At 72.6% G+C, this 24,921-nt stretch carries 25 protein-coding genes; 13 read left to right on the forward strand and 12 right to left on the reverse strand.

Annotated features, from left to right (window positions below; all coding sequences use genetic code 11):
• The first annotated feature begins 198 nt into the window (after positions 1–198).
• Positions 199–345 (forward strand): hypothetical protein, encoded by a 147-nt coding sequence (locus ACFV0G_RS05015; protein WP_380541752.1) that lies wholly within the window; start codon positions 199–201, stop codon positions 343–345.
• A gap of 128 nt (positions 346–473) precedes the next feature.
• Here ACFV0G_RS05015 and ACFV0G_RS05020 read toward each other — a convergent pair whose 3' ends face one another.
• The 4 genes from ACFV0G_RS05020 to ACFV0G_RS05035 form a co-directional block, all read right to left on the reverse strand.
• Positions 474–677: a hypothetical protein gene (locus ACFV0G_RS05020; protein ID WP_380541755.1), complete on the reverse strand. Its 204-nt coding sequence runs from the start codon at positions 675–677 to the stop codon at positions 474–476.
• A 316-nt stretch (positions 678–993) separates the two neighbouring features.
• Positions 994–1,278: a hypothetical protein gene (locus ACFV0G_RS05025; protein WP_380541758.1), complete on the reverse strand. Its 285-nt coding sequence runs from the start codon at positions 1,276–1,278 to the stop codon at positions 994–996.
• A 131-nt stretch (positions 1,279–1,409) separates the two neighbouring features.
• Positions 1,410–1,865, reverse strand: coding sequence for a hypothetical protein (locus tag ACFV0G_RS05030; RefSeq protein WP_380541761.1), 456 nt, complete (start codon positions 1,863–1,865; stop codon positions 1,410–1,412).
• Positions 1,866–1,889: 24 nt separating this feature from the next.
• Positions 1,890–2,078 carry a hypothetical protein gene (locus ACFV0G_RS05035; RefSeq protein ID WP_380541764.1) on the reverse strand — a complete coding sequence of 63 codons (189 nt, stop codon included), beginning with the start codon at positions 2,076–2,078 and terminating at the stop codon, positions 1,890–1,892.
• Positions 2,079–2,461: 383 nt separating this feature from the next.
• Between ACFV0G_RS05035 and ACFV0G_RS05040 the strand changes: the two genes are divergently transcribed.
• From ACFV0G_RS05040 to ACFV0G_RS05050, 3 genes are all read left to right on the forward strand, one after another.
• On the forward strand, positions 2,462–3,097 hold the full coding sequence (locus ACFV0G_RS05040; RefSeq protein WP_380541767.1) for a hypothetical protein: 636 nt from the start codon (positions 2,462–2,464) through the stop codon (positions 3,095–3,097).
• A gap of 2,232 nt (positions 3,098–5,329) precedes the next feature.
• On the forward strand, positions 5,330–6,283 hold the full coding sequence (locus ACFV0G_RS05045) for a replication-relaxation family protein (RefSeq protein ID WP_380541770.1): 954 nt from the start codon (positions 5,330–5,332) through the stop codon (positions 6,281–6,283).
• Between the two features lie 62 nt (positions 6,284–6,345).
• A complete protein-coding gene (locus ACFV0G_RS05050; RefSeq protein ID WP_380541773.1) occupies positions 6,346–6,909 on the forward strand; it encodes a hypothetical protein in 564 nt (187 codons plus the stop codon).
• Between the two features lie 178 nt (positions 6,910–7,087).
• Here ACFV0G_RS05050 and ACFV0G_RS05055 read toward each other — a convergent pair whose 3' ends face one another.
• The 4 genes from ACFV0G_RS05055 to ACFV0G_RS05070 all read right to left on the reverse strand — a co-directional run bounded on the left by ACFV0G_RS05055 (position 7,088) and on the right by ACFV0G_RS05070 (position 10,273).
• Positions 7,088–8,599: a pyridoxal phosphate-dependent decarboxylase family protein gene (locus ACFV0G_RS05055; protein ID WP_380541776.1), complete on the reverse strand. Its 1,512-nt coding sequence runs from the start codon at positions 8,597–8,599 to the stop codon at positions 7,088–7,090.
• A 317-nt stretch (positions 8,600–8,916) separates the two neighbouring features.
• On the reverse strand, positions 8,917–9,381 hold the full coding sequence (locus tag ACFV0G_RS05060; protein ID WP_380541779.1) for a hypothetical protein: 465 nt from the start codon (positions 9,379–9,381) through the stop codon (positions 8,917–8,919).
• A 47-nt stretch (positions 9,382–9,428) separates the two neighbouring features.
• Complete coding sequence (locus ACFV0G_RS05065; protein ID WP_380541782.1) at positions 9,429–9,761, reverse strand: hypothetical protein; 333 nt, start codon at positions 9,759–9,761, stop codon at positions 9,429–9,431.
• Positions 9,762–9,772: 11 nt separating this feature from the next.
• A complete protein-coding gene (locus ACFV0G_RS05070; protein ID WP_380541785.1) occupies positions 9,773–10,273 on the reverse strand; it encodes an ATP-binding protein in 501 nt (166 codons plus the stop codon).
• Between the two features lie 198 nt (positions 10,274–10,471).
• Here ACFV0G_RS05070 and ACFV0G_RS05075 point away from each other — a divergent pair, with 198 nt between their 5' ends.
• The 3 genes from ACFV0G_RS05075 (at position 10,472) to ACFV0G_RS05085 (ending at position 12,219) form a co-directional block, all read left to right on the forward strand.
• A complete protein-coding gene (locus ACFV0G_RS05075; protein ID WP_380541788.1) occupies positions 10,472–11,140 on the forward strand; it encodes a multiprotein-bridging factor 1 family protein in 669 nt (222 codons plus the stop codon).
• A 93-nt stretch (positions 11,141–11,233) separates the two neighbouring features.
• Positions 11,234–11,725, forward strand: a complete 492-nt coding sequence (locus tag ACFV0G_RS05080) for a DNA-binding protein (protein ID WP_380541791.1) — start codon at positions 11,234–11,236, stop codon at positions 11,723–11,725.
• A 17-nt stretch (positions 11,726–11,742) separates the two neighbouring features.
• Positions 11,743–12,219, forward strand: coding sequence for a hypothetical protein (locus ACFV0G_RS05085; protein WP_380541794.1), 477 nt, complete (start codon positions 11,743–11,745; stop codon positions 12,217–12,219).
• A 104-nt stretch (positions 12,220–12,323) separates the two neighbouring features.
• On the opposite strand, the gene ACFV0G_RS05090 is transcribed toward ACFV0G_RS05085, so the two are convergent.
• The 4 genes from ACFV0G_RS05090 to ACFV0G_RS05105 form a co-directional block, all read right to left on the reverse strand.
• On the reverse strand, positions 12,324–12,713 hold the full coding sequence (locus ACFV0G_RS05090) for a hypothetical protein (protein WP_380541797.1): 390 nt from the start codon (positions 12,711–12,713) through the stop codon (positions 12,324–12,326).
• A 379-nt stretch (positions 12,714–13,092) separates the two neighbouring features.
• Positions 13,093–14,796: a hypothetical protein gene (locus tag ACFV0G_RS05095; RefSeq protein WP_380541800.1), complete on the reverse strand. Its 1,704-nt coding sequence runs from the start codon at positions 14,794–14,796 to the stop codon at positions 13,093–13,095.
• Positions 14,793–14,924, reverse strand: a complete 132-nt coding sequence (locus ACFV0G_RS05100; RefSeq protein ID WP_380541803.1) for a hypothetical protein — start codon at positions 14,922–14,924, stop codon at positions 14,793–14,795. The genes ACFV0G_RS05095 and ACFV0G_RS05100 overlap by 4 nt, the downstream gene beginning before the upstream one ends.
• 3 nt (positions 14,925–14,927) lie before the next feature.
• A complete protein-coding gene (locus ACFV0G_RS05105; RefSeq protein WP_380541805.1) occupies positions 14,928–15,461 on the reverse strand; it encodes a hypothetical protein in 534 nt (177 codons plus the stop codon).
• 819 nt (positions 15,462–16,280) lie between these two features.
• On the opposite strand from ACFV0G_RS05105, the gene ACFV0G_RS05110 reads away from it, so the two are divergent.
• Genes ACFV0G_RS05110 through ACFV0G_RS05135 form a run of 6 tightly spaced genes read left to right on the forward strand, consistent with a single transcriptional unit; the run spans position 16,281 to position 24,921 of the window.
• Positions 16,281–17,384 carry a hypothetical protein gene (locus tag ACFV0G_RS05110; RefSeq protein ID WP_380541807.1) on the forward strand — a complete coding sequence of 368 codons (1,104 nt, stop codon included), beginning with the start codon at positions 16,281–16,283 and terminating at the stop codon, positions 17,382–17,384.
• Positions 17,384–17,716: a hypothetical protein gene (locus ACFV0G_RS05115; RefSeq protein ID WP_380541809.1), complete on the forward strand. Its 333-nt coding sequence runs from the start codon at positions 17,384–17,386 to the stop codon at positions 17,714–17,716. Before ACFV0G_RS05110 ends, ACFV0G_RS05115 begins: the two co-directional genes overlap by 1 nt.
• Positions 17,713–18,375 (forward strand): hypothetical protein, encoded by a 663-nt coding sequence (locus ACFV0G_RS05120; protein ID WP_380541812.1) that lies wholly within the window; start codon positions 17,713–17,715, stop codon positions 18,373–18,375. The genes ACFV0G_RS05115 and ACFV0G_RS05120 overlap by 4 nt, the downstream gene beginning before the upstream one ends.
• Positions 18,372–20,954, forward strand: a complete 2,583-nt coding sequence (locus ACFV0G_RS05125; RefSeq protein WP_380541815.1) for an ATP-binding protein — start codon at positions 18,372–18,374, stop codon at positions 20,952–20,954. Before ACFV0G_RS05120 ends, ACFV0G_RS05125 begins: the two co-directional genes overlap by 4 nt.
• A complete protein-coding gene (locus ACFV0G_RS05130) occupies positions 20,951–23,806 on the forward strand; it encodes a hypothetical protein (protein WP_380541818.1) in 2,856 nt (951 codons plus the stop codon). The genes ACFV0G_RS05125 and ACFV0G_RS05130 overlap by 4 nt, the downstream gene beginning before the upstream one ends.
• Positions 23,803–24,921: a C40 family peptidase gene (locus ACFV0G_RS05135; RefSeq protein ID WP_380541821.1), complete on the forward strand. Its 1,119-nt coding sequence runs from the start codon at positions 23,803–23,805 to the stop codon at positions 24,919–24,921. The genes ACFV0G_RS05130 and ACFV0G_RS05135 overlap by 4 nt, the downstream gene beginning before the upstream one ends.

Below are 24,921 nucleotides of genomic sequence, written 5' to 3' on the forward strand. Positions count from 1 at the left end.
GGGTGACGGCCTCTGGTCGTTTCCGGGCAACCGACGACTGCCGCTGCGCACCCCGGACGCGCCGGCGGGCGCACGGGGTGCGCGGGTACGCAACCCGATCCATGCTTACGCGGTCGGAGCGGTGCGCACGGCCCGGCGGGGCGGGCGGTCCTGTCCAGGTGGGCGGGGACGGAGCCGCTGAGCGGCCGGGGTGGTGGCGTGTCAGGCGGTTGTGTCGGCCTCGATCGCGTCGATGCGCTCGCGGTGGTCGGCGAGGAGGTCGGTGTCGAGGAGCTCACCGTCGTGGAGGAGGTCGAGGGTGGTGTCGCGGCGGGGTCACGTGGACGTCGTGGCCGGGTGCGGTGAGGCGTCGGCCGAGGGAGATGATCCCGGTGGCACGGGCGGCGGTCCTTCCCGGAATGTCCGGCCGGACGGTGTCCGGTCAGGCGTGGGGCTCGTAGGTGCGGGTGGCGGGTCGGTGAGCGGGGCGTGGATCACCGGCCGGTGGCGGCGCCGGCCGGTGCGGGGGTGGTGTTGGCGGCCCAGCGCAGTCCGGCGAGGGAGGCGGAGGCGAGGATCACGCTGGCCAGGAGCAGGACGAAGAAGCGGGCGTGGCGGCCGACCGCGGCGCGGACGGCCGCAACGTCGGCCGCGGTTGGCCCGTGGTGGTCAGCGACGGGCGGCTGGTCAGCGGGCAACTGCACGATGATGACCCGCTCTCCCCCGCCGGCCTGGCCGGTGTGCGGGCCGGGGGCTCCGCCCGGTACGCCCGGGGTGTGGTCGGCGGCGGGCCAGAGCTGCTACTTGCGGGGGAACGTCACAGGGGGTCTCCTGACGGTTGGGCGGGGGTGTGCCAGATCAGGTAGGGCGCGTCGGTGGTGGTCTCGTGGTTGCCGGGGAAGGCCGGGGCGCTGTGGTACTGGGTCACGGCGGGGTTCCTGCTTTCCGGGTTGGTGGCGCGGCAAGGGCCCGGCCGCATTGTGCGCCCGGGCCCAGGAGCGGTGCGGTGGGCTGTCAGGTGGCGGGGGTGTCGCCCTGGGCGTGCAGGGCGGCCCACGGGTCCTCGCTGCGTTTCCAGGCGGCGACGGCGGCCCGGTGGGCGGCGGTGGCGTCGTCCATCGCCTGCCGGACGGCCGGGTCGGGCTCGTCCGGCCAGGCGCACCAGGTGTCGTCCGGCTCCGGCTCGGGGGCGGGCAGCTCGGGCAGGTAGACGCTCGGCAGGCCGTCGCCGGGGTCGGCGGGGGCGGGCGGCGCGGCGGGGCGGCGGCGGAGCAGGTCGGGCAGGCGCGGGAGCCTCACGGGCGGTCGGTCCCTTTCAGGGGTGTCGGCGAGGTGCCGGGGCGGGGTCAGAAAGTGGCGAGCTCCTCGCGCCGGCTGCCGGCACGGGCGGGAGCGGGGCCGGGGGAGCCTGGAGGGACGGGGTGGCTGGGTCAGCCGGAGAGGCGGACCGGCATGACCAGGTGCCGATAGGCGGCGTCGATGCCGTCGCCGACCCGGCCCGCCAGGTAGGCGGGCTTGTGCGGGTGGCGGACGCGGATCTCCGCCTCGGAGGTGCCGAACGCCTTCAACCCGTCCATCAGGTAAGACGGATGGAGGGCGGGCACGGGTTCATCGCCGCCGGCCTCGCCGTCGAGCCGGCCGTCGGCGTGGACGGGGATTTGGTCGCTGGCCTGCACGTCGTCGCCGGACCCGGCCTCGATGCACAGCTGATCCTCGTCCTGCCCGACGACAAAGCGGACGGGGGTGGTGCGGGTGGCGACCCGGGCGACGCGCTGGATCGCGGCGGCGGCGACCTGGGCAACGGCGTCGGCAAGAACGTCGGCCTGCATGCTGGCGACCAGGTCCGGGAGGGCGGGCAGCACCGGGTACCCGTCGACCGGCAGCACCGGCAGCGTGAACCGGGCGGCGCCTCAGTCGACGACCAAGCTCCAGGCCGACCTCTGTGCTCTTGGGCAGGCGCGCGCAGATGTCGGCGAGCGCCTGCCGGAGACCAGAGCGGCGCCGTCGTTGGCGATCTCAGCGTCCACAGTGGTGGTCGTGTAGACCTCGGTGTCGCTCGCGGCCAGGCGCAGGCCCCGGTCGGTGGTGGTCAGCGGCATGCCGAGCAGGACCGGCGTGGGCGCGCGCCGGGAGGGCCTTGGCGGTGGTCGAGGCCGTAGGGGTCGCAGGCGGAGTGGTCGGTGTCCAGCCGCGGGCAGTCGCCGTGGTCGTCGGCATGGTCCAGGACGAGTTCGGCGGTGCCGCTCCAGCCGGGGACATTTGTGGCGCCCCTGCCCCGTGTTGGCATCGCCAGCATGCTCGAGCCCTCCTACGCACCGCCGGGCACGACTGGCGCAGCTTCGCGACGAGGACCCGGCCCAGCTCACCGTCGTAGCCGCGCCGCCCCTCGGCGAGCTGCGCCATCTCACCGCCCACCCGTTCCTGTGAATGACCTTTCGCGACGAGCGTGTCATTGTCAGTGACGGATGCAACCATCCGTCACATGCCATGCCGCGCCTTCCTCGCACTCACAGACAACGACTTCGAACGCCTCGCCCGCCTGCCCGGCGGGGAACTCATCGACGAAGAGCACTACATGTGTGAGTTGTCCGCCGGACACCCCGGCCCGCACATCGCCCTCGCCGACTACTGCGCACTCGACGAAGAGCCGCCCTTCACATCGACCTGGCTCAACTGGGACCCCGCTGGCTACCAGGTGGTCCCGGGCATCTCATGCACCGAATGTGCGCTGCCCGCCTCGCATCCGGACGGCAGCGGCTGCTCCGCGCCCCGCTACCCGCACTGTGGCGTCACCGCTGCGATCACGGCTGAGGAGGTCGAACGTCTCAACAACCTCCCGAATGCCGTTCACGAGATGGACGCCGAGCGACGGTGCCAGCTCGAAGCCGGGCACCCCGGCGCGCACTTCACGCTTTTGCAGAGCCAGGAACAGGAGGGCGTGTCCAAAGCCGACTGGTGGCTGACTTGGCCGGGTACTCACGGGCCTTATGAGATCACCGTGCTCGAGCCGTGCCCGCACGTCGGTGAAGAGGAGAACCTCTGCCTGCGTCCCCTCGGCCACCCGGGAAGCCACGACGCCGGTCCCCCCTACCCGGCCGCCACCGCAGCAGCAGGCTGACAGCGAGCCAGGCCGACGCCGCGGCCAGGGCGGACCAGCAGCGGGGTCGGCACCGCGCCGCCGGTTTCCATCCGGACCGGACGTCGGAATCGACGGCGCGCCGGTCAGCTGCCCGGCTGTGCGGGCCGCCGTCCGTCTGTGCAACCACGACCCGGGCCGGAGCGCCGGGCCATCGCCCCCGTCAGCACGGCCCGCGCGTCGCAGCGCCGCCGTGCACCTGCCACGAAACGTGGAGCACACCACCCACCGGCCACCATCGGCCTGCGGTCGCAGGCGCGGGTCACCCACAACCGCCGCGGCTGGGGACAGGCGCCGCTGCCGTCTCACGTCAGGATGACGGCAGCGCGGCGGGGTTGCGGAACACCTTCCGGTCGGTCTGGTAACGCAGGCCCGCTCGACGCTCCCGTCGGCAGTGTCAGCAGGTTGTCTCGCACCCACAGCCGCTCGAAACGGTCCGCCTGGTAGACCAGCATCTCCACGGTCGAGAGCTGCGGCCGTCTCGCGGCGTGCCCCTCCTCGGTATCTCCACCAACGGTCCCGTCTCGGCCAGGGCGCGCCCGAGGGCAGACCGGTCCGCCACGCTGGGGGGCCATGCTCCTCTGTGAGAGGGTGCTGCGCGACCCGGACGAGGCTTTCGTCCGCGGGGACCGCCAGGCACACACTTCCAGAGGCCGGCGCTTCGACCCTTTGAGAGGCAGCGGAGGAAGGCCCAGTCGCGGACACAACTCCCCCAGGACCGATGGATATGGAGGTCCAGGTCGCGCCCCTCTCCACCAGCCGACGCAGCCCCCACCAACTCCACCGTCACGGCAGGAGTCTGACAGACGCCGCTGACGCCAACACCCGGGATCCGGCGATCCGACGGGTCCCGTCTGATCCGTTGCGCGTTAGCCAGCCACTCTCGGGCCGGTCGTGGAGCCTACCCAGCTCCGGCCGAGTGCCCGCACCACACAGGCTCCGGATGTTCACGCAACACACAACGCTCCCGCCGGCCCCCTTGAGATCGCCCCGGACTGCTGCTGCTCGTTCCCGGTCCCGCAGAAGCACAGGTCAAACGCCACGCGCCGTCGCCAACGAGGAAGCCCCAGGTCGGAACCTCGAGAACGTCCTGTCCAGTTTCACAGAACACCAGGTCGGAGACCTGCCATGAAGATGGAAGTCCTCAAATCCGCCTGGGACGACAGAACCGCCCGCGTCCCGCGTGAGGAACAGAGGACCGCAGGCCCCGCCAGGGCGTAGGTGCGCCTGGTGGCGCCGACCTCGGGCGGCCCGCCCGCGATCGGCGCCGCCGGGCACCGCGCGACCGGCACCGCCGGGCGCCCAACAACCACGGCCCGCCGCAGGCGCAGAACCGCCGCCGTCCGGCCCGTCCCCGCCCTACCGCACACACCACACCACCAGCACCACAGGAGAGGGACAGACAGAGGGGGTTGTCTGAGTTCTGCGGCTGCCGAATGCCCGCTCTGACCTGCGGAAACGGGCGGTCGCATCCGAGGTGGCCGGGGTACCTTCGGTGGTGTCTACGGGCGCACCTGCAGTGGTGGCTGCGTGGGTACCTGCGGTGGTACCCACGGAGGGCCCCGGAGGGAGCGGGGAGAGAGAAACTCGCACGGACCGCCGACCCCCAGGGCCGAGCCTTTCGCCGTCACGGGCGCGAGCGTTTGTACCCGCGGGACCGATTAGCCATCCGAGTTTCATGGGCCATTGCTTCTCGCGTCACCACTGAGGGTTGGCACCGGCCTCACCGAGCACCAAGAACAGGAGGCCCGTAATGATCCCCGCCGGCCGCACGTATCACCCCCGCGCGGGCCGCGAAGGTGCTCGGCGTCGCCCTCGACACCTTCCAGGGCCTCGGCCTGGTCGGGAGGGTGGCGGTGCTGGAGCAGGAGAACTGGGATCAGCCCCGGGATCGGGTGGCCAGGTCGTCACCGACGAGCCCGCCCTGCCGCCGGCGGTCGCGGCCTACCTGCCCGACGACATTCAGGCCCGGCAGGCCCAGGACCAGGCGCGCCAGAGGAAGGAGTAGAAGAGATAGGGCCGGCATCAAGGTGCGGATTCCTTGACTGTGCCCTGACCTGTGGCGCAGCGGCCGTCAAGGAATCCTTCCCGATTCCTTGACGGCCCGTGTTGCCCAGTCGTTATGGGCGGGGGCCGGTTCATCAAGGGATCCGTCAAGGAGTGCGGGGTTCTGTACGGGACGCACCGAACCGCACTGCTCAAGGAGGACCCCTGATGACGGCACCCGCCCCCGTCCGGCGCCGGAAGCGGCGCTACGACGGTCTGGAGTTCGACCGGATGGCCCTGGCCGCGCTCTACCAGCACCGGCTCGCGACCTCCCGTCAGCTGTACGACCTGCTCGGCCCGTTCACCACCGGCGAGGGAGCCGACGAGCAGGAGGACCACGGCTTCCCGGCCTCCCGGCTGCGCGGGCTGCGCGCGGCCGGCCTGCTCGACCACGTGACCCGGTACTTCCCCGGCCGGACCCGCACATGGTTCCTCACCGAGGCCGGCCGAGCCCTAGCCGGATCCTTCCCCGAACTGCAGGACCGGATCAGCCCGCCACAGTCGCTGACCACCACCGGCGCCCAGCTGCTCGCCGCCCACACCCACGACGTCCTCCAGGCCCACATCGCCTTCCTCGCCGACGCCCGCCGGCGGGGCGACGAGTACGGACCACTGGACTGGGCGCCGGAGGTTTACCACCGCATCTCCGAACGCTCGAACGACGCCATCAAGGCAGACGCCCTGATGTACTACACCCTCACCACCGCCCGCGGACGCGTCCACCTGCGCAGCTTCATCGAACTCGACCGCTGCACCATGAGCAGCGAGAAACTCTCCTCCAAGCTGATCAGCTACGCCCGCTTCCACCACCTCGCCCCGGTACCGCTCCGGCTGCGCGGCACCACCGAGGCGCAGGGCGCGCTGGAGCTGTGGAAGGACCACTACGCCGTCTTCCCCCGGTTGCTGTTCATCCTCACCGGCGGCTCCGCGACCACGATGCGCCACCGGATCGAGGACCTCCAGCTCGCCGCCCGGGAGGACACGCGCGTGGTGAGCATGCTGCGGACCGTCCCCGCCGGCGCCGCCACACTCGACGACATCACGGCCCAAGGGCCGTCCGCGCCGGTATGGAAGTCCCTCGCCCACCCCGACCGGCCCGCCTGCAGCTGGACCGATCTCTGAGCCGGCCGGCCACCACCACAGTCCAGAGCATCGCCTTGCCGCCGCATGTCATCATGCGGCGCATGGTCCCTGTTCCCAGAACCGAGCTGACGCAGGAGACGCTGGCTGCTGCGGGTGGCTTCTGCGGGTTCGTGCCCTTCAACAAGCTGATCGACAGCCAGGTTCCCAGGGAGGCTGGCATCTACGTCGTGATCCGCTCCACGACGTCCAATCCAGGGTTCTTGCCCAGTAGCCCCGCCGGGCACTTCCAAGGGCGGGATCCGTCCGTATCGGTTGATGCGCTGTCAGCGGCGTGGGTCGATGGCGCCACGGTTCTGTACGTCGGCAAGGCCGCAGCGGGGAAAGCCGGCAAGCGCGGACTTCGCAAACGGCTGGACGAGTATCGCCGCCATGGAGCCGGCCAGGCAGTGGGCCACTGGGGCGGACGCTACATCTGGCAGCTGCAGGACTCCGCGACCCTGCTCGTTGCCTGGCGGCCCACACCGGACCAGGATCCAGGGGAGGCTGAAGCGAGCTTGATCGCGGAGTTCATCGAGCTTCACGGGGCGCGTCCCTTCGCCAACCGGAATCGCGGGGCCACGACGGCAAGGAGTGGGCCAGACCGGGCACACGGCCGACCGGAATAGTCAACCGCTGCGTCCGGTCACGAAAGGTGGCCGGCTGTGTGCCGGTCTCCGAATTGGCGAGGTGGATCTCAGTCCTGCTGTTGGTGGCCACTGAAGACTCCGGGTTCGTGGCCAACGGGCCGGTTCGGAATTACATTGCGCAGCGTGACCGTCGCTGGGCTTCGGGGGTGCCGACGGGTCAGGTGGTCCGGAGGTGGTCGATGGCTGATTGGACCTCTTGGAGGAGGGTGTCCACGTCGTCGGCGGTGGTGAGGTAGTTGCAGAGGCAGGCGCGCAGGACGGTTTCGCCGTCGTGGCAGACGGTGGCGAGATAGGCGTGGCCACGAGCCTGGACGCGTGCGGCCACCGCCGTGTGAAGGTCCGCTCGCCTGTCCGGGAGGCCTGTGCCGCGGCAGTCAGCCAAACGGAAGCAGACCACGGGCAGCGGGCCCTGGTTGCACAGCTCCAGGGCGGGGTGCTGCTGGATGCGCCGGCGCAGGTATCCGGCAAGGTCCTGGTAGTGCTGGAGGAGGTCGGTCACTCCGGAGCGGCCGAGCTGGCGCAGGGTGGCCCACAGGGTCAGGGCGCGGGTGCCGGGGCGGGTGAGCTCGATGGTGTAGTCGGACATCCAGGGCCAGTCCTGGTCGCCGTCGAGGTAGGAGGCGCGGAAAGCGAACGCGTCGCGCAACCGGGCAGGGTCGGTGACCAGGGCCGCGCCGCAGCCGACCGGTACCGACAGGGTCTTGTGCGGGTCGACCGTCAGGGAGTCGAGGTCGGCCACACCCCGGTAGAGCGGGGCCAGCTCGGGCACGAGGGCGCCGAGGCCTCCCCAGGCGCCGTCGCCGTGGTGCCACATGCCCTGGCTGCGGCACACCCGGGTGATCGCCTCGATCGGGTCGACGGCTCCGCAAGCGGTGCTGCCGAGGTTGGACACGACGCAGAACGGCAGCAGGCCACGGGCGCGGTCCGCTTCGACCATCGCCTGCAGGGCCCCGACATCCATGCGCTGGTCCGAGGCGGTGGGCACAGTGCGCAGTCGCCATGGCGGCAGACCGATCACGGCGGCGGCCTTGGCGACCGACATGTGGGCCTGGTCGCTGTGGTAGGCGGTCAGGCGGGCGTGGGTCTGATCGTAAGCGGGACCGTCGGTGGCGTCTTGGCAGCGCAGGAACCAGGTGCGGGCGGCGCCGAGGCAGAGCAGGTTGGCCATCGACCCGCCGCTGGTCAGCACCCCGCCGGTGGTCGCTGCCATGCCAGCCAGCGAGGCCAGCTCGCGCACCACTCCTCGTTCGAGATCCATCAGCGCGTGCTCGCCCATGCCGCAGGTCGCGTTGATGGCGGTGGCCAGCAGTTCGGCGATCACCCCGGCCGGGGATGGCGGTGAGTTGATCCAGGCGAAGAAGGCGGGATGGCCGTTGCCGGTCGGGTACGGGGCGATCGCCCGGTCGACGAACTCCAGCAGGGTTCCGAGGTCCTGGCCTTCCTGCGGCAGCCCTCCGGCCGCCAGATCCTGCCGGTGCGCCGATGGGATGGGCCGGGCCACCGGGCGCTCCGTGATCTGCCCGAGGTAGCCGGCGACCCAATCGGCGGCGGCAGCCAGTTCGTCACGGAACACCTTCGGGTGCACGGCCAGCGGCCCGGCGCCGCCACCGGACTCCAACTGGTCCGAGGGCAGGCGAGGCGGGTTGCTGGTCTTCGACGGTGTCGACATCGGACGGTCGCGCTTTCGCTCAGGAAGTCGGCCGGATGGCCATGATCCAGAACGACTGCGGCCCACACCGGTAACGGTCCCAGCTCAGCCCGAACCCGCCGCCCCGATTCCTGCGCCCGACGATCCGGAGGCCGACCACGAGGCTCGAAGGTTCCGCGCCCCAGCGCCCCGGGGAAGCCTGACGCCGACAACGCATTGTCACCTGATGGCCATCTATCTGGAGCGGACGTGGCCACCAGCCCGCGCCATGCTGGCCGCCAGCCGGGAAGAACCACTGGCCACTGACACCTGCTGCCCAAAACAGCCGGCGCAGCCGGTCACTGCGCTGGCGGTGCCGGTTGCGGGGCGGTTCCGAAGAGGGCGGCGGCGAGCCAGCGGGACGGGGTGAGGGTGCCGCCGAGGGCGGGCCAGTGTGCCCAGCCCACGGAAGTGTTCCCGCTCGCGGGCGTGTCCGGGGCGGGCATCTCGATGCGGAAGCCCGCGGCGAGGGCGCTGGTCTGTGGGTGGGCGTGTGCCCAGGCGCTGTCGGAGCCCGGCGGCAGGAGCCAGTAGGTCTGCGCGGTGCGGGCGTCCAGGAGCACGGGCCCGATGCGCTCGCGCGCGGCGCCGGCCAGGGCCGCGGTCAGCAGCGGCAGGCCGGTGGCGGCGGTCAGGGCGACGGTGTCCCAGCGGATGCCGGTCGGCAGCGGCACGAGCAGGTCCGGCTGGCCGCTCCAGCGCAGGACGGTCAGGTCGCGGCGGGCCGGCCCGAGGACTCCGGCCAGCCACAGGGCGGGTGGCATGGCGGCGGCCTGCTCTGGGCTGATTCGGCTCGGCGTCGGACGGCTCATCATGCGCGCCCCCGCCGGCCGGCGGGGGCGAGGACGGTGAAGACCAGGACCTCGTCGATTCGGCCGACGCGCAGGACGAGGCGGGTGCCGGCGAGTATCAGGATGCGTCCGCCGCCGTGACGCAGGCGCATGTCGGCGATTCGGAACGGGCGGCCGCCGACGGCGATCCAAGCGCCTGCGGCGAGGTCGGCGACGGGTAAGAGCCGCAGGTTGAGCAGGATGCGGCCGTCCGCGAGCTGGTAGAGGCCCGGGGCGTTGGGGACCGGCCGGGGAGCGCCGGGGACCGGCCGGTGGACGGCGGGCGCGGGACAGGGTGGCGGCGGGGTGCGCACGGGGCCTCCGGTCAGGGGCGGGCGGGGAGCGTGGCGGGCAGGCGGAGGACGGCGAGCGCCCGGGTGGTGCCGTCGGGCTGCCGCTCCAGGCGGAGGTGCTCGGCGAGGGCGGCGACCATGTGCAGGCCGCGGCCGCGCAGCGCACCCACTGGAACCTCCCTCAGCACCTCCGCCGGTCCGTCCGCCACGGCGCCCGGCAGGGCCCGGCGGCAGACGCGGTCGGGGAGGGTGCCGGTGTCGGTGACGTCGACGTCGAGGGCGTCGCCGTGGTGGCGGAGCCGGATCGTCATGGTGGGGCCGCCGTGTTCGGCGGCGTTGGCGGCGAGTTCGGCCAGCACCGAGCAGGTGTCGTCGGCCGGCAGGTGCCAGGCGGTGAGGAGGGCGGTGGCCCAGCCGCGGACGAGGTGGGCCATCTGCGCGGTCGCGGGCACCTCGAAGCCGACGGTGTGCTCGCCGGTGCCGGGCGGAGCGCTCGTACACGGCGGTGGTGTGGCGGCGGTGGGTGCGAGCACGGGGCCTCCTGCCGGGCGATCGGGCGCGGGGCGGCCGTCCTGGTGTGCGCGGCAGGATCCGGCAAGCCCCTCTTCTGACGGACAGTCAATCGGCGATCACTCTCGTGGGACCATCGGTGATGCGGATTGCGCATCTGCTGATGCGCGCTTCGCATCCCGATGCGCCGCCGTGCAGGTGGCGGCGCCTAGCGTGCAGGGGTGGGGCCGGTGGCCTGGCAGGCGACAGCGAGGGCGCGGGAGGCGTCGCGGAGCGGCAACTACGGCGCGGTGGTCCGCGAGGCCCGCGAAGGGCAGCGGCTCACCCAGCGAGAGCTCGCGCAGGCCTGCCGGACCAGCCAGACCCGAATCTCCCGGCTGGAGAGCCGGGGGTCGGGCCCGTACCCCATGGACCTTCTCCGGTCGGCGGCCGCGCACCTGGACATCCCGATGACGCTGGTCGGCCTGGCCGAGCACGCCGCGTCGGGACAAGGACAGCCAGTGCAGCGCAGAGACTTCCTGAGCGGGGCCGGGGCCCTGGCCACCGCCCCGCTCCTCAACGCCCTCACCGGCGCGCCCGACACCTCTGGGTCCGGGCAGCAGGCCGCCGCGCTGCGGCTGTCCACCAGCGCCTACCGGCGCCTGGACCCTTTCACCCCCTCGCGCGACCTCGCGGACGCGGTGCAGGCTCACCTGAGGCTGATCCAGACCTCCACCAGCGGGGCGCCGGCGGAGCAGCGCCGGCGGCTGGCGGAGGTGGCGAGTGAGGCGGCGAGCTTCGCCGGGTGGCTGGCGTGGGACATGGGCGACCACGGGTCCGCGCGGACCTGGTACGGGCAGGCGGTGCGGGCGGCGCGGGCGAGCGGGAACCGTCTGCTGGCCGCGTACTAGACCGGTTCGCTCGCCCAGTTCGAGGCGCATGCGGGCAACGCCGCGTCCGCGCTCGGCCTGGCCGGCGGTGCGCGGCGGCTGCTGGACGGCCGGGTGCCGGAGATCGCGGACGCGTGGCTGAGCGCGACCGAGGCGCTCGGGCACGCGGCGGCGGGCAGCGAGCGTGACTGCGAGCGGGCTCTGCAGCACGCCCGGACCGCGGCGGGCCGGGTGCGGCTGGAGGAGGTGCCGCCGTGGCCGTGGGTGTTCGCCTTCGACGAGGCCAAGGTCGCCACCTACCGCGTCACCTGCGGCGCCCGGCTCGCACAGCCCCAGTGGGTGCTCGGCGCCGACCCGGCGGCACTGGCCGCCGGCCACGCCAAGCAGCGGGCCCTGGTCACCCTCGACATCGCCGCCGCGCACCTGGCCGACGGCCGCGTCGATACGGCGTTCGCGCTCGCCGGCCGGGCCGTCGACACCGGCCTGGAGTACCGCTCGGGCCGGATCGTCGAACGCGCGCGCTCCCTGCGCCGCTCCCTGACCAGTGCCACACCGCCGAAGGCCGTGCGAGAGTTCGACGAACGCCTGCACGGCGTCTACCTGTAGACGAGAAGGGGGAGACGATGCGTCTGGGGATCACGGGCCATCGCGGGCTGACCGGCACCATCGCGCAGCAGGTCCGGGTGCTGCTCGCCGAGGCGGTGGCCGCCCGCGCCGGCAGCGACCTGGTCGGCATCTCGTGTCTGGCCGACGGGCCGGACGCCTGGTTCGCCGACCTCGTCCTGGAGCACGGCGGCCGCCTGGAGGCGGTCATCCCGGCCTCCGGGTACCGCGGCAGCCTGCCCGCCTGGCACCACGAGCACTACGACCGGCTGCTGGCCCGCGCGAGCGAGGTCCACGAGACCGGGCTCGCCGACTCCACCTCCGAGGCGCACATGGCCGGCAGCGAGATCCTGGTCGGCCTCGCCGACCTGGTCCTCGCCGTCTGGGACGGCCTGCCCGCCCGCGGCTACGGCGGGACCGCCGACGTCGTCGCCTACGCCGAACACAACGGCCTGCCCGTCCAGATCCTGTGGCCCGACGGCGCCGTCCGCAGCTGAGCTGAGCCTTGCGCGGTAGGCAGCCCTCTACGGGAACCCGGAGAGGTGATGCCCAGGACGGTCGACGCAGCGTGGAGGTCTGGCGCGTCGGAGATTGCTGGGGCTCAGTGCCTGGTGAGGTCGACAGTAGCGGTTGTATCGGGGGTGGTTGAGGATCCGGTCGGGTTGATCAGGATGGACTGCACCGGTAGCTGTTCGGGGATCTGGTAGACGACCCATTCGTAGCCGGTCTGCTCGGGGTTGAGCATGGTGCTCAGCTCCCGGTTTCGGGTGTAGTTGTAGCCGTCCGCGACGCTTTGGGACTTCTTGTCGTTTATGTCGACAGCGAACTGCTTTCCGCCAGCGGTGAGGACGAAGAACTGGGTGAGGAAGAAGGCGGGCTGGTTGCTTGTGTTGGTGCCGTGGACGGCCACGATCGCCCACTTCTGACCCGGGTCCGGCTGGGTGTCGAGTGGGGGTTCTGCTGAGCCGTATTCCTGGGCGTAAGCCTGCACAGCCGCGGGGTCGACCGCGTTGGAGATTCCATCAACGGTGATCTGGAAGGTCCCGATGTTGTTGCTACCCGGGAGGACGAAAGAGTCCCCGATCCGGTACGCCTGCGGCGACCGCTGAGCGGAGGAGACTGCCGGGCTCGGAGCTTGTGGAGAGGAAGCTGCCGTACCCGGGGCTTGCTGAGTAGTGGTGGCTCCGCCAGCGCAACCAGCCACCAGGCTTACGGCTGCCGCAACAGCAGCAAAGGCGGATCGGCGCATCGTCACCTCGCTCGGCCCAGATGCTGCGCGTGGCTGTGACATCTCGATCGTCCACCTTCTCCCGCCCTGCAGCGACCGCAGCTCGCGACGACGGCCGCCCCGAACGGGCCGGCGCTGGTCACTACCCCATGGCCTGGCGCAGCTGGTCAAGGCAGTCGGGGCACATGCGCAGGGCAGGTGGGGTGCCGGTTCCCGGGCGGCCGCACGGGTCGCCGCCGAAGCCGTCCGGTCCGGGGGCTTCGCATCGCCAGGTGACCACGGTCGTGGCGGCCGTGCGGCGCGGAATGGTTCCGGTGGGGCGCTTCGGTGCCGGCGGCTGGCGGTCGAGGGCTGAGGTGGCCTGCTCCAGGTGCTGTCGGGCGTGCTCGGCCTGCCGCTCGGCGGCCCGCAGGCCACAGGTGTGGCAGTCGTCGCCGGTGCCGAGGACGACGCCGCGTTCGCAGTCGGGCCGCTCGCACTCCTGCGCGCTCAGGATGGCCGCGAGGTAGCCGACCGGGCGTCGGATCTCCCCGGCCGTGATCCGCTCCGGGACCCCGGCCCGCCACCAGCCCGCGTTGATCCGGGCGAGCGCGTGCTGGGGGGTGCGGCCCGCTCGGAGCAGGTCGCGCACCGCACGGCGCAGCGGCGGGACGCGGAGGGCCGGGTGCTTGCTGACGCCGAGGGCGTCGATCATCGCGAACACGTCGTCTTCGCCGGGGATCGGCTGGGAGCGGGTGGTGCGGGTCGTGGTGGTGCGGGGCTTCGTGGTGGTCGCGGCGGAGCCGCTGGTGCGGTTCGGCTTCGGGGCCGCGGGTGTGCTGCGCGGCTCGCGCGCGAAACCACCCGCGGTTGCCCTACGGGCGTCCGGGAGGGGCTCCTCTCCACGGTTCTCACTACTTCTCTTAATGGTGTCCGCGTGGTGACCAGACCCCCCTTCGGCTGGTGACCAGACCCCCCTTCGCGTAGTGACCACACCCCCCTTCGTCTGGTGACCACACCCCCCGGTGAACGCGGCCAGTTCGGCGTCGTCGCGGGCGGCGGATCGGCGGCGCCACAGGCGGGCGTCGAGGAGGAAGTAGCTGCTGGCCGCCTGGCCGCCGCCGTCGGCGGCGGGGAGGTAGTTGTCGCGCGTGGTGAGCAGGCCGTCGGCGCGCATCTGCGCGAGGGCAGCGTTCACTGCGGTGCGGCCCAGGCCGGTGCAGTCGCAGAGTTCGGCGATGGTCGGGGGGCGTTCGGTGATGGCGCGGTTGTTGATGTTGACGAAGGTGGCGACGGCCGCGTAGACGCTCTTGTAGTTCGGGGAGCGCAGCTCGGTGCGGACGATGCGGGCGTCGAGCTTCACGTAGTCGATGCCGGGCGTGCGGTGGACGCGGGGCAGCGGCCGGCCGTCCGGTCCGCGCAGGGGCGCGGCAGCCGGCCCGTGGGCGCGTGCCAGGAGCTGGCGGGCCCAGCGCTCCCGGTCGGTGAGCCGGTAGACGTTGGCCTCCGACACGGCCGGGTTGTCCGGGTTCGACTGGGCCTCGACGACGAGGAAGCCGCGGTGGACCAGGTCCGTGACGGCGCGGTCGAAGGTCTTCGGGGAGCGGCCCATGCAGGCCGCGACGGTCTTGCGGTAGGGCAGCACCTCGTGGCGCAGTTCCTCGGACCAGCCGGCGACCGATTCGGCAGTCAAGGTCATGTGCTGCTCGACGTCGGCGAAGGTGGCGAGCGCCATGTAGGCGGCCCTCGTCGTCGACGGGCAGGAGCCGTCCCGGGCCAGCCGGACGTCGAACTCGATGTAGTCCAGGCCGCCGCACACCAGCTCGCCATCCGGACCCGTGGAGAGCCGGGTGAGGAAGTCGGTCACCGGATCACCGCCGGGGCGAGGTCGCGGCCGCGGGTCACGTACACCCCGGCGCGGTCGGCGTCGAAACCCGCCGTCCGGCGCTCCGGGAAGAGAATCGGGTCGGCGCCCGGTACGGGCCGTCGCGGCACGGTCTACTCGGGGATCTGGTCGAGGGCGACCTGGACAATGTGGGCCAGCAGCTCCCAGGCGTCGCGGGTCCAGGGATGGTCGGGCCCGAACTCGATCACCGCGTCGTCCACGAGACCGCCGGCCCAGGTGCGGGCGATGACGGTGCGTCCCTCGGCGAGGACGACCTGGACGGCCGTGTACTCAGCCCGGTACCAGCGCGGCGGAACGGCCGACTTCGCCAGCGACACCGCTGGCGCCGCCTCGACCGGGGCCGGGGCTGCGGGCCGCGACCGCCGAGCGGCGAGCGATCGGGCGCTGCGGCACGCGAGTGGGGCGGGCCACAGCAGGACGGCCATCGCCCAGACCGCTGCGGCGAGGGCGGCGGCCAGGTGTCCGGTGCCGATGTCCCGGCGGTGGATGCGCCCGAGGGGGCTGCTGACTCCGGTGGCCGCGAGGTAGGTGGCGCCGGCGGTCAGGTAGGTCGCGGCGGCCAGGGTGGCCAAGCGGACGGGGACGCTCAGCCCGAGGCCGGGCAGCAGGACGGCGGGAAGCTGCATGGTGATTCTCCTCGGTCACGTCGGTCACGGTGATCGACGCCCGAGGTAACCCCGCACTCCTTGACGGATCCCTTGACGATCAAGGAGTGCTTTCATAACGACCCCATAACACCGCGGATCAAGGTGCTCGCCCCCACCTTGATGCCCCTGTCGATCAAGGCCCGCCTTGCGCATGCGCAACCGCCCGGCTTGCGCGGGGCCTCGTTCCACCGCCATCGCCTTGCGCATGCGCACCCGCGCACCGCTCCGCCCCCGAGATCCGCTCTGCGCTTGCGCACCGGCTCGCCCCTCCGTTGCGCGAGGGACCGCGGGTTGCGCTTGCGCACCCGCCGGGTGAGGAGCAGCGGCGGGAGGCCGGACCAGGGATCGGCCTCCGGCTCGGCTTCGCCCCGGGCTCGCCGTCAAGGTGTTCCGCCGGCCGTCAAGGACCGTCTGCCCGACCGTCAAGGAGTCCAGGTGCCGGCCATCAAGGAGTCCCGCCAGCGCGGGAACGGCCATCAAGGAATCGACCCCGGCCGGGACCGGCACCGTCAAGGAATCCCCGTACCGGGCCTGGCAGGCCATCAAGGAACCTGCCCTGGGCGGGTCGGACCATCAAGGAATCCCTCTGGGGCTCCGCCGGGGCCGTCAAGGTATGCCGGCCATACCTTGACGGCCTCTCGGGATTCCTTGATGGCCAACGGGAAAGCGCAGTTCAGAGCTTTGACAGGGGTCGATATGAAGCCGTTACCGTAGCGGCTTTGATCATCAAGGGATCCGTCAAGGTGTGCGGGGTTCCTTGGGTCGACAGCAGTTCCGCTGACGACCCTGGAGCCAACCGTGCACCTCTCTCCTTCCCGGCGCGACCGCGCGCCGGCCCCTTCTCCGATCGCCTCCGACGGTGATCTGCGGCGCGCCCAGCACCGCGCCTCGGTCACCCGGGCCGGCATCTGGGCCTCCCTGGCCGCCGGTTGGCTGGGCCTGGCCGCAGCGGTGGCGCTGCCGCAGTTCGCCCAGGGCGCCCCCGTCATCCAGGCCGCCGCCCCGCCGACGATCGCCCCGCCCACCGGCTACGCCGAGCAGTTCGTCCAGCTGTGGCTGCGCGGAACACCGGACGGCCAGACCTCCGATGCCCTGCGCGCCATGGCCCCCACCGTCGACGCACCGCGGCCGGCCGGCCTTGCGCGCGCAACCGTCGAGAAGGTCGTCGCGGTGCGCAGCGTGCCGATGGGTGGGCGCACGTGGCAGGTGACGGTCGCCGCGACGATGGTCCTGCCGGCGGCTGCGCAAGGCGACGCTGATGCGCAAAGCCCTGCGCAAGGCGGTGCGCAGGATTCTGCGCAGGGTCGCGGCGCGCAGCCGGGTGCCGGCGCGCAGGGGAAGCTGGCGGTGCGGTACTTCGCGGTGCCGGTGCAGATGGTCCGCTCGACGGCGTCGGCCGGGGCGCCGGATGCGCTGTCGGTGGTGGCGGCGCCGGCTCTGGTGGCGGCTCCGCCGGTGCTGCCAGGAGCCGATCCGGTGCAGCGCTCGTACGCGGCGTCGATCGGTGACGGGCCGATCCGGCAGACGGTGACGGACTACCTGACGGCGTACCTGACCGGCCGGGGCGACAGTGCCCGCTACCTGTCCCCCAGTGTGCGGGTCCCGTCGCCCGGCGCCGTCTACACGTCGATCGCCTTGGACACCCTGGCGGCGACCGGGCCGGTGCCCTCGGCGCCGGCGGACGGCGCGGTGCTGGAGGTCCAGGCCCAGATCCGCGCCACGGATGCGATCGGCGAGTGGCCCCTGAGCTACCCGCTGCGGCTGCAGGCCCGCGCCGGCCGCTGGGAGATCGCCGCCCTCGCCCCGGCCGCCTCCTCCTCCGCCGCGTCCTCCTCTTCTTCTCCTTCCGGTGCGAGCGTCTCGCCGCAGCCGGTTCCTTCTTCCTCGAACGGGGTGCGGTGATGGGTGCTCAGCAGACGATGGTCCTCGCGGGGGCCGTGCAGAACTTCGGCAACGCGTGGGCCGAGACGTTGAAGACGTGGATCGGGGCGGGGCTGATGATCGCGCTCGGCGCGATCGTGATCATCCACGCGATCCGGAAGATGAGCATCAAGGCGGCGATCGGCGGCCTGATCGGTCTGGTGATCTGCTGGTCGATCTACGCGAACCGCACGTCGATCGCGTCGATGTTCGACAGCGAGTACACCGACCACCCGGGCGCCCCTGCCCCGGCCCAGGGCGCGCACCGGCTGCCGGCCGAGCTGCCCGGCGGCGTCTTCACGGGCCGGCTGTGAGCAGCGCCGCGCGCCCCAGGATCGGCCGGTCCTACACCCGGGCCCGCCGGCACCCGTGGGTGCTGGGCAAGCTCGGTGACTGGCGGATCCCGATGGGCCCCTACACACCGCCGCAGCTCGCGGTCGCCTCGATCGGGGCGTTCGCCCTGATCAAGACGTTCACCTGGTGGGCTCCGGTGCTGGGCCCGCTTCCGGTGGTGGCGTGGGGGGTCGCGATCTGGGCCGCGCGGCACTCGCGGATCGGCGGCCGCTCGCCGTTCCTGGTCGTCCTCGACGCCGCCGCCCTGGCCATTGCCCCACGGGCCGGCCGGATCGCCGGACGGGCCGCGCGGCCAATGCGCCCGGTGCTGATGAACGGCTCCTTCTTCATCGAAGAGGACCTCGACCCCGACAGCACCAGCTCCGACAGCGCCGGCTCCGTCGTCGCCGAGGAAGCGCCTGCCTCACCCACCGCGCCCACGCCCCCGGCCGCCACGGCTCCCCCGCACGGCTCGCCGCGGCCTCAGCCGGTCCGGTCCACCGCCGCGGCCTCTCGTACCCGGCGGGCCTCGCACACCGCCGGGCCGCAGCCGGCCGCGCCGAGTGGACCGGCACTCACCCCCCTTCAGCAGATGCTCGCCGCGGCCGCCGCCGCCAACCCGACAGGAGACCAGCAGTGAGGGTCGCGATCAGGCACATCTCCGGCCACCTCGTGTGGTCGACGTCCGGCGCCGTGTGGGCGTTCTGGCGGATCACCCCGGTCGGCTCCCGCTACGCCTCCGCCCTGGAGCGCCAAGACGTGCTGGGCCGGGTCACCTCGCTGATCCGCTCGCTGTCCGGGTCGGTGCGCATCTACAGCCTCTGCGCGCAGGTCGACGCCCGGGAGATCGCGATGCGCACCCTGGAGGGCATCGACCCCGCCGAGCACCCGGGCGCCGAGGAGAGCGCCGCGGCCGCGTTCGAAATGCTCGCGGGCACCGAGATGCACCGCCGCACGCTGTGGCTGGCCGTCCCGCTGCAGGCACCCGGGCGGGCCGCGCAGCTCTCGCAGGCCCGCGGGTCGATGTGGGCCACCTTCGGGGAGCAGGCCGGCATGCCGATCGCGCCGGTGCCGCTGGCGGAGGTGCAGCTGTACCGGGGGGTGGCCCGGCAGGTCGAGGCCGGCTTCGGCGGCGGCCTGGGAATCCGGGCGGCCCGGCCTGCGGAGATCGTGTGGATGCACCAGCACGCCGTCCACCGCGGCCAGGCCGAACCCCTCCTGTCCGACGCGGAGGCGAGCCGGACCCGCGGCGGGCGGATCGTCGGCGCGCAACTGCGCAGCCCGAGCTACGCCTCGCTCGGGCAGGTCCGGTTGCTGGAGGGCGGCATGGCGCCCGATGCCGACGCGCAGGTGGAGGACCGCGGCGGGCTGCGGCGGTGGTTGGCGTCGCGGTTCGACGGCACGGCGCTGTCCAAGCTGTGGCTGCAGGTGGAGACGGAGGACGGCACCGGCTACCAGACGCAGCTCGCGCTGGAGGAGATCCCGCAGGCCGTCGCGGAGCAGTCCGCGGACATCCTGGCGCAGCTGGAGATCCTCAACTACCCCGTGGACGCGGTGGTCGACATGACGCTGGTCGACTCCACGAAGGCGAAGGCGCAGATCGCGAAGAAGAAGGCGGAGCTCGCGGACCAGGTCGACCAGTGGGCGACCAGGCCGACCGGCGCCCCGGACTCCATCCCGCTCGCCGCCGAGACCCTCGGTGAGCAGGAGGCCCGGCTCGGGCGCACTTCCGTGGAGCGGGAGGTGCAGTCCCGGACCGTGCTCACCGTATGGGGGGCGAGTGCGCAGCTGTGCGACGAGCGGGCGCGGGATCTGCGGACTCGGCTGTCGGGGGCGGACTACGGGGTGATCGTGCCGCGCGGTGGGCAGGAGCGACTGTTCGCGCTCGGGTTGCCTGCGGCGGGGCCGGCGATGCGGGCGCGGGAGGTGACGCAGTACCAGCTGTCGGAGGACTGGGCGATGTCCGGCGCGCTCACCGCGAGCGAGCTCGGGGATGCGACCGGTCCGATGCTGGGCCGGAGCCTGGATGTGGGCACGGTGCGGCCGGTGCTGCTGGACCTGGCCGCGGCTCCGCTGAACAACGCGGCCGCCTCGCTCGCGGTGCTCGGGGATCTGGGGTCGGGCAAGTCGGTGCTGCTGAAGAAGCTCACCGGCGACCTGGTGGACCGCGGGCACCGGGCGATCGTCATCGACCGGACCAACCAGCGCGAGTGGGCCGACTTCGCGCGTGTCTTCGCCCCCGAGCGGAGCCGGGTCATCGACGCGGCGAAGGCCCAGGTCAGCATCGATCCGCTGCGGGTCCTGCCTCGGGCGGCCGGCGAGGCGGCAGCGCTGTCGTACCTGCTGCTGCAGTGCAACCTGGAGGCGATGTCCGCGCAGGGCGCCGCCCTGTCGCGGGCGGTGAAGGCCGCCGCCCACGGCGCCCGCCCGCACATGGGCACCGTCCTGGACGAGCTCCGGTCGATCTCCACCGAGGGCGGCGCCCGCGGCGAGGGCGCCGCCGACGTCCTCGACCTCCTCCACACGGTCGCGGACCGGCCGCTCGCGGCGATGGTCTTCGACCCGTCGCTGCCCGCCCTGTCGCTGTCCGGCCTGGAGGCGGACCTGGTCGTCTTCACCACCAACGGCCTCACCCTCCCGCCGAAGGAGGCCCTCGCACGGCCGGAGGTGCTGCGCACCCAGCCGTTGGAAGCGCTGATCGGCCGCGCCGTCCTCTACCTGATCGCGGCAATCTCCCGGCACGTCGCGTTCTCCGACCGGAGCCGGTTCTGCACAGTGGTCACCGACGAGTGCTACTGGCTGACCAGCAGCACCGAGGGCTCATCCCTCGTCAAAGAGCTCGCGCACGACGGCCGCAAGCACAACGCCGGCCTGCTCATGGGCGGCCACGACGCCCTCGACCTCGGCAGCGAGACGATCCAGGGCCTCATCCCGCAGCGCGTCCTCGCCCGCACCACCGACGACGCCATGGCCCGGCGCGGCCTGACCTTCCTCGGACTGCCCGGCGACGACGAAGCGCTCCTGCAGCTCGTCACGTCCGGCCTGTCCCCCCACGGCGACAAGGCCCGCGCCGGCGAGATGCTCCTGCGCGACGCCCGCGGCCGCATCGGCACCCTCAAGGTCATCATCCCCACCCTGCCCAAGTACGGCGCCATCTTCACCACCCCCGGCGGCCGCAAGCCGACCGGCGACCCGCTGCGGAAGGCGAGCCTGCGATGACCGCGACCACCACGACGGCCCAGCGGCTGCGGGCCTCCGGGCAGGTCGTCGTCCGATTCGCCCGGGACTACTGGCCGGGCCGGCGCACCGTGCTGATGACCGTGGGGATGGTGCTGCTGTTCCTGATCGCGGGCGCCTGCCCCGCGCAGGCCGCCGACTCCAGCGAGCGCGGCGGCATCCTCGCCCCGCTCAACGTCCTGTCCTCGGAGAATGTCGCGCTGGACCGCTACGACCTGCAGTCCGAGCCGGGCGGTTTGACCGACATGCGCAGCCACGTGTGCAACCTGCTCCTCGGCGCGATCTTCTCGCTGGTGCGCCTGTTGGTCGGCCTGGTGTGCTGGCTCGTCGAATGGATCTTCAACTTCCCGATCGTCTCCACCCTGACCGAGACCGCGAACAAGCTGCACTACGACTTCTTCCAGCTCATGGCCAACAACCTGAGCCTGTGGGGCGTCTTCCTCGCCGCCGGCATCGCCTTCGGCCTGGTCCTGGTCATGCGCGGCAAGGTCGGCCGCGGCGCCGGCGAAATCGTCCTGACCCTGCTCCTCGCCACCCTCGTCTCCCTGCCCGCACTCACCCCCCGCACCGTCCTCGGCCCCGACGGGCCGCTCGCGCAGAGCCAGCAGGCCGCCCACGAAGTCGGGCAGGCCGCCGCCACCGTCAACGGAGCGCAGCCGGGCTGCACCTCGGACAAGGACAAGGCGGACCCGGCCTGCCCGATGCGGGTCATCCTCACCCGCACTCTTGTCGTCCAGCCCTATCAGCTGCTCCAGTACGGCCTGATCCCCGCCCCGAAGTCGGACCTCGCCACAGTCCACGACAACTGGATCCACGGAAAGTACGACGCGGCGCCGGGCGGCTCGGACTGCACCAGCGGCGGCTCGGACTGGCTCGGCAGCGATGCCCTGTGCCCCTCGCTGGACGGCACGAGCACGGCGTTCAAGAACCTCGAGGCCGAGCTGCAGAAGCACGGCCAGGAGGGCAAGGACGCCTACAACTTCTCCCGGAACAGCACCTGGGACCGGGTCGGCGGCACCCTGCTGGTGTTCCTGGCGGCCCTGATCGTCGCGATCGTCGTGCTGTCGATGGCGCTGGTGCACCTGGGCTGCCAGTTCGCCGATGTCATCGCCGCCGCGATGACCCCAGTGGCGCTGATCTGGGCAATGCTGCCCGGCGGCAATCGGGCCGCGTTGTGGAAGTGGCTGGGCGTCTTCATGACCAGCATCGTCACCGAGTTCGCCCTCTCCCTGGCCCTGCCGCTGTTCGCGCTCGGCGCCGACGGCATCCTGTCCAACTCCAAGGGCACCGTCATGATCCAGCGCCTGTTGATCATGGATGGTTTCGCGATCGTGCTCCTGGTCTTCCACCGCCGGATCTTCGCCGCCGCCGGCCGCGTCGGCGACCGCTTCGCCACCCGCATGCGCTACGCCAAGATCGGCGGCTCTGCGATGGCCGACGACGACTCCCGCCTCGGTCTGGCCATGTCGCAGGCCATGGGCGGCCTCGCCCCCGGCGGCGGCTTCGGCGGCGGCTTCGGCGGCGGCCTCGGTGGTGGCGGGTTCGGCGGAGGCTTCGGGGGTGGGTTCGGGGGCGGGGGTGCGATGCAGGCCGCGCTGCTGCGGCGCCACCGGATCGGCCAGGGCCTGACCGCGCTCGCCGACCCGGGCCTGGGCCCGATGAACGCGGGCGCCATGGCCGCCGGCGCCGTCGGAGAACTGCGCCGCGGCATGGCCGCCCTGGCCCTTCCCGCCCACGCCGCGCACCACCTGCTCGTCGGCAACCCGCTCTCCCCCGAGCAGCTCGCCCGGCGCCGCAAGCCCGTGGGCGGCAAGCGCCCGATGGTCGTCGACGGCAAGACCGGCCAGATCCTGCACGACCCGTCGCAGGAGATCACCCCGCTCGGCCACACCCTGCACAACGCGCTGCTGGGCACCCGGGCCGGCCGGCTCGCGATCCGCGCCGGGCAGGCCGGCAAGCTCGGCTTCGACCTCTTGCCCGTCGGCGGCCTGCCCGCCACGTGGGAGCGCCTCAACCGCGCCGGCGACCGGATCCGAGGCCAGGCCGGCCAGCAGTGGCAGCATTACTCGAACGTGCGCCGCGACTGGCAGGCCGATTGGGTGGCCGGCGCCAAGGACCTGGGCAAGGACATCCCCACCGCCTACAACCTCACCAGGTCCGGCTACAACACCGTCAAGACCGGCTACAACCACGCCTACCACCGGGCCGCGACCCTCGGCGAGGTCTACGGGCCCGACCTCGTCAACGAGGTGCGCCTGACCTACTGGAACACCACCGGCGGCCTCGTCGACCCCGTCGAGGACACCGGCCCGTGGCCCGAGTCCTCGGTACACGCCCCGGTCTGGGACCACGCCAAGGACCGCGGCCCCGACTACCCCTTCCGCGAGGTGCAGCCGAGCGAGGCCGAACTGCACCCCAACACCGCGCACGGCCCCGTCATCGAGATCCCGGCCGGCTACGGCGACGCGGGCCCGGCCGATCTCACCGCCGCCCTCGGCCCCGGCATCATCCCGCCGCAGCCGGCCCAGGTCGTCGACGACGAACCCGGGATGGTGGTCAACCCGGTCACCGGCGAGATCCTCTCCGGTCCCACCGCCGCCGCGGCCGCCGGCCTGGCCGCCGAAGCCGTCGTGCCGCCGGACGTGATGCGCCGGGTCAGCCGCACCGTCCTGGGCAACCCCAGCGGCACGTCCCTCGAAGCCCTCCGGCTGCGCCGCGCCATCGACAACGGCGGAGCCGGAACGGGCCCCAGTGCTGGCGGGGCAGGCACCGGCACCGGCGATGCGGTGGACGACCTCGACGGCGATGACCTCGGCGGGGGGTCGGTGCTGTGACCGGGCTGAAGAAAGTGAAGAAGGTGGGCTGCCTCGGGGCGCTGCTGCTGGGCCTGGTCGTGCTGCTCCCGGCGCTCGCGGTCCTCGATGACGGCCTGAGCTCCCAGTCCACGCCGACCGCGCCGGCCGGTTCGGTTGCCGGGATCCCGCAGCGGATGATGGCCGCCTACGTGCGGGCGGCCGGCGCGATGCCGCAGATGGTGCCCGCGTGCAAGGGCATGACCTGGGCGCTGCTCGCCGGGATCGGCAAGATCGAGTCCGATCACGCGGCCGGGCACCAGATCGCGGCCGACGGCATGGTCACCCCGCCGATCATCGGCCCGATCCTCACCGGGGCCGGCGCTGGCGGCAACACCAAGCCCGTCTACGACACCGACGGCGGAGCGTGGGACGGCAACAGCCAGTACGACGCCGCCGTCGGACCGGTGCAGTTCCTCCCCTCCACCTTCCGCGGCTACGCCGCCCGGGTCCGACCGGGCGGGGGCGCGAACCCGAACAATGCCGACGACGAGACCCTCGCCGCCGCCCTCTACCTGTGCGGAAACGGCCGGGACCTGACCGACATCGCCCAGCTGCGCGCGGCCGTCTACTCCTACAACGCCTCCCAGGCGTACGTGGACGAGGTCCTGCAGTGGATGCGCCAGTACACCCAGCTCGGCACCGGCGGCCCGATCGGCACCGCCTCCGAGAAGGCGCAGCGGGTGATCGCTGCGGCCAGAGCGCAGTTCGGGGTGCCGTACTCGTGGGGCGGTGGCGGGCCGGGCGGCAAGTCGACGGGGATCTGCTGCTCGAAGGGCGGTCAGGACGGGCGGACGGTCGTGGGGTTCGACTGCTCCGGGCTGATGCAGTACGCGTTCGCGCAGGTCGGCGTGATGCTGCCGCGGGTCGCGTCCGAGCAGGCCACCGTCGGGCAGCGGATCCCGGCCTCCGCCGGCGTCAGTGCCCTGCAGCCCGGAGACCTCGTCTTCTTCGGCAACGGCGGCGAGGGGATCTACCACGTCGGCCTCTACATAGGCGGCGGCCAGATGATCAACGCCCCCAAGCCCGGCGACGTCGTGAAGCAGGCCGCGGTGTGGCCCTACGACTACGCGGGCGGCGCCCGCGTCCTCACCTGA

Source organism: Kitasatospora sp. NPDC059571, from assembly GCF_042735675.1.
In the GTDB taxonomy this organism is placed as follows: Bacteria; Actinomycetota; Actinomycetes; order Streptomycetales; family Streptomycetaceae; genus Kitasatospora.

Excerpts from the sequence above, each read along its gene's own strand:
- ACFV0G_RS05035 (WP_380541764.1), bottom strand. The coding sequence starts at position 2,078 with ATGCCGCTGACCACCACCGACCGGGGCCTGCGCCTGGCCGCGAGCGAC.
- ACFV0G_RS05040 (WP_380541767.1), top strand. The coding sequence starts at position 2,462 with ATGCCATGCCGCGCCTTCCTCGCACTCACAGACAACGACTTCGAACGC.
- ACFV0G_RS05045 (WP_380541770.1), top strand. The coding sequence starts at position 5,330 with ATGACGGCACCCGCCCCCGTCCGGCGCCGGAAGCGGCGCTACGACGGT.
- ACFV0G_RS05050 (WP_380541773.1), top strand. The coding sequence starts at position 6,346 with ATGGTCCCTGTTCCCAGAACCGAGCTGACGCAGGAGACGCTGGCTGCT.
- ACFV0G_RS05055 (WP_380541776.1), bottom strand. The coding sequence starts at position 8,599 with ATGTCGACACCGTCGAAGACCAGCAACCCGCCTCGCCTGCCCTCGGAC.
- ACFV0G_RS05060 (WP_380541779.1), bottom strand. The coding sequence starts at position 9,381 with ATGCCACCCGCCCTGTGGCTGGCCGGAGTCCTCGGGCCGGCCCGCCGC.
- ACFV0G_RS05085 (WP_380541794.1), top strand. The coding sequence starts at position 11,743 with ATGCGTCTGGGGATCACGGGCCATCGCGGGCTGACCGGCACCATCGCG.
- ACFV0G_RS05105 (WP_380541805.1), bottom strand. The coding sequence starts at position 15,461 with ATGCAGCTTCCCGCCGTCCTGCTGCCCGGCCTCGGGCTGAGCGTCCCC.
- ACFV0G_RS05115 (WP_380541809.1), top strand. The coding sequence starts at position 17,384 with ATGGGTGCTCAGCAGACGATGGTCCTCGCGGGGGCCGTGCAGAACTTC.
- ACFV0G_RS05130 (WP_380541818.1), top strand. The coding sequence starts at position 20,951 with ATGACCGCGACCACCACGACGGCCCAGCGGCTGCGGGCCTCCGGGCAG.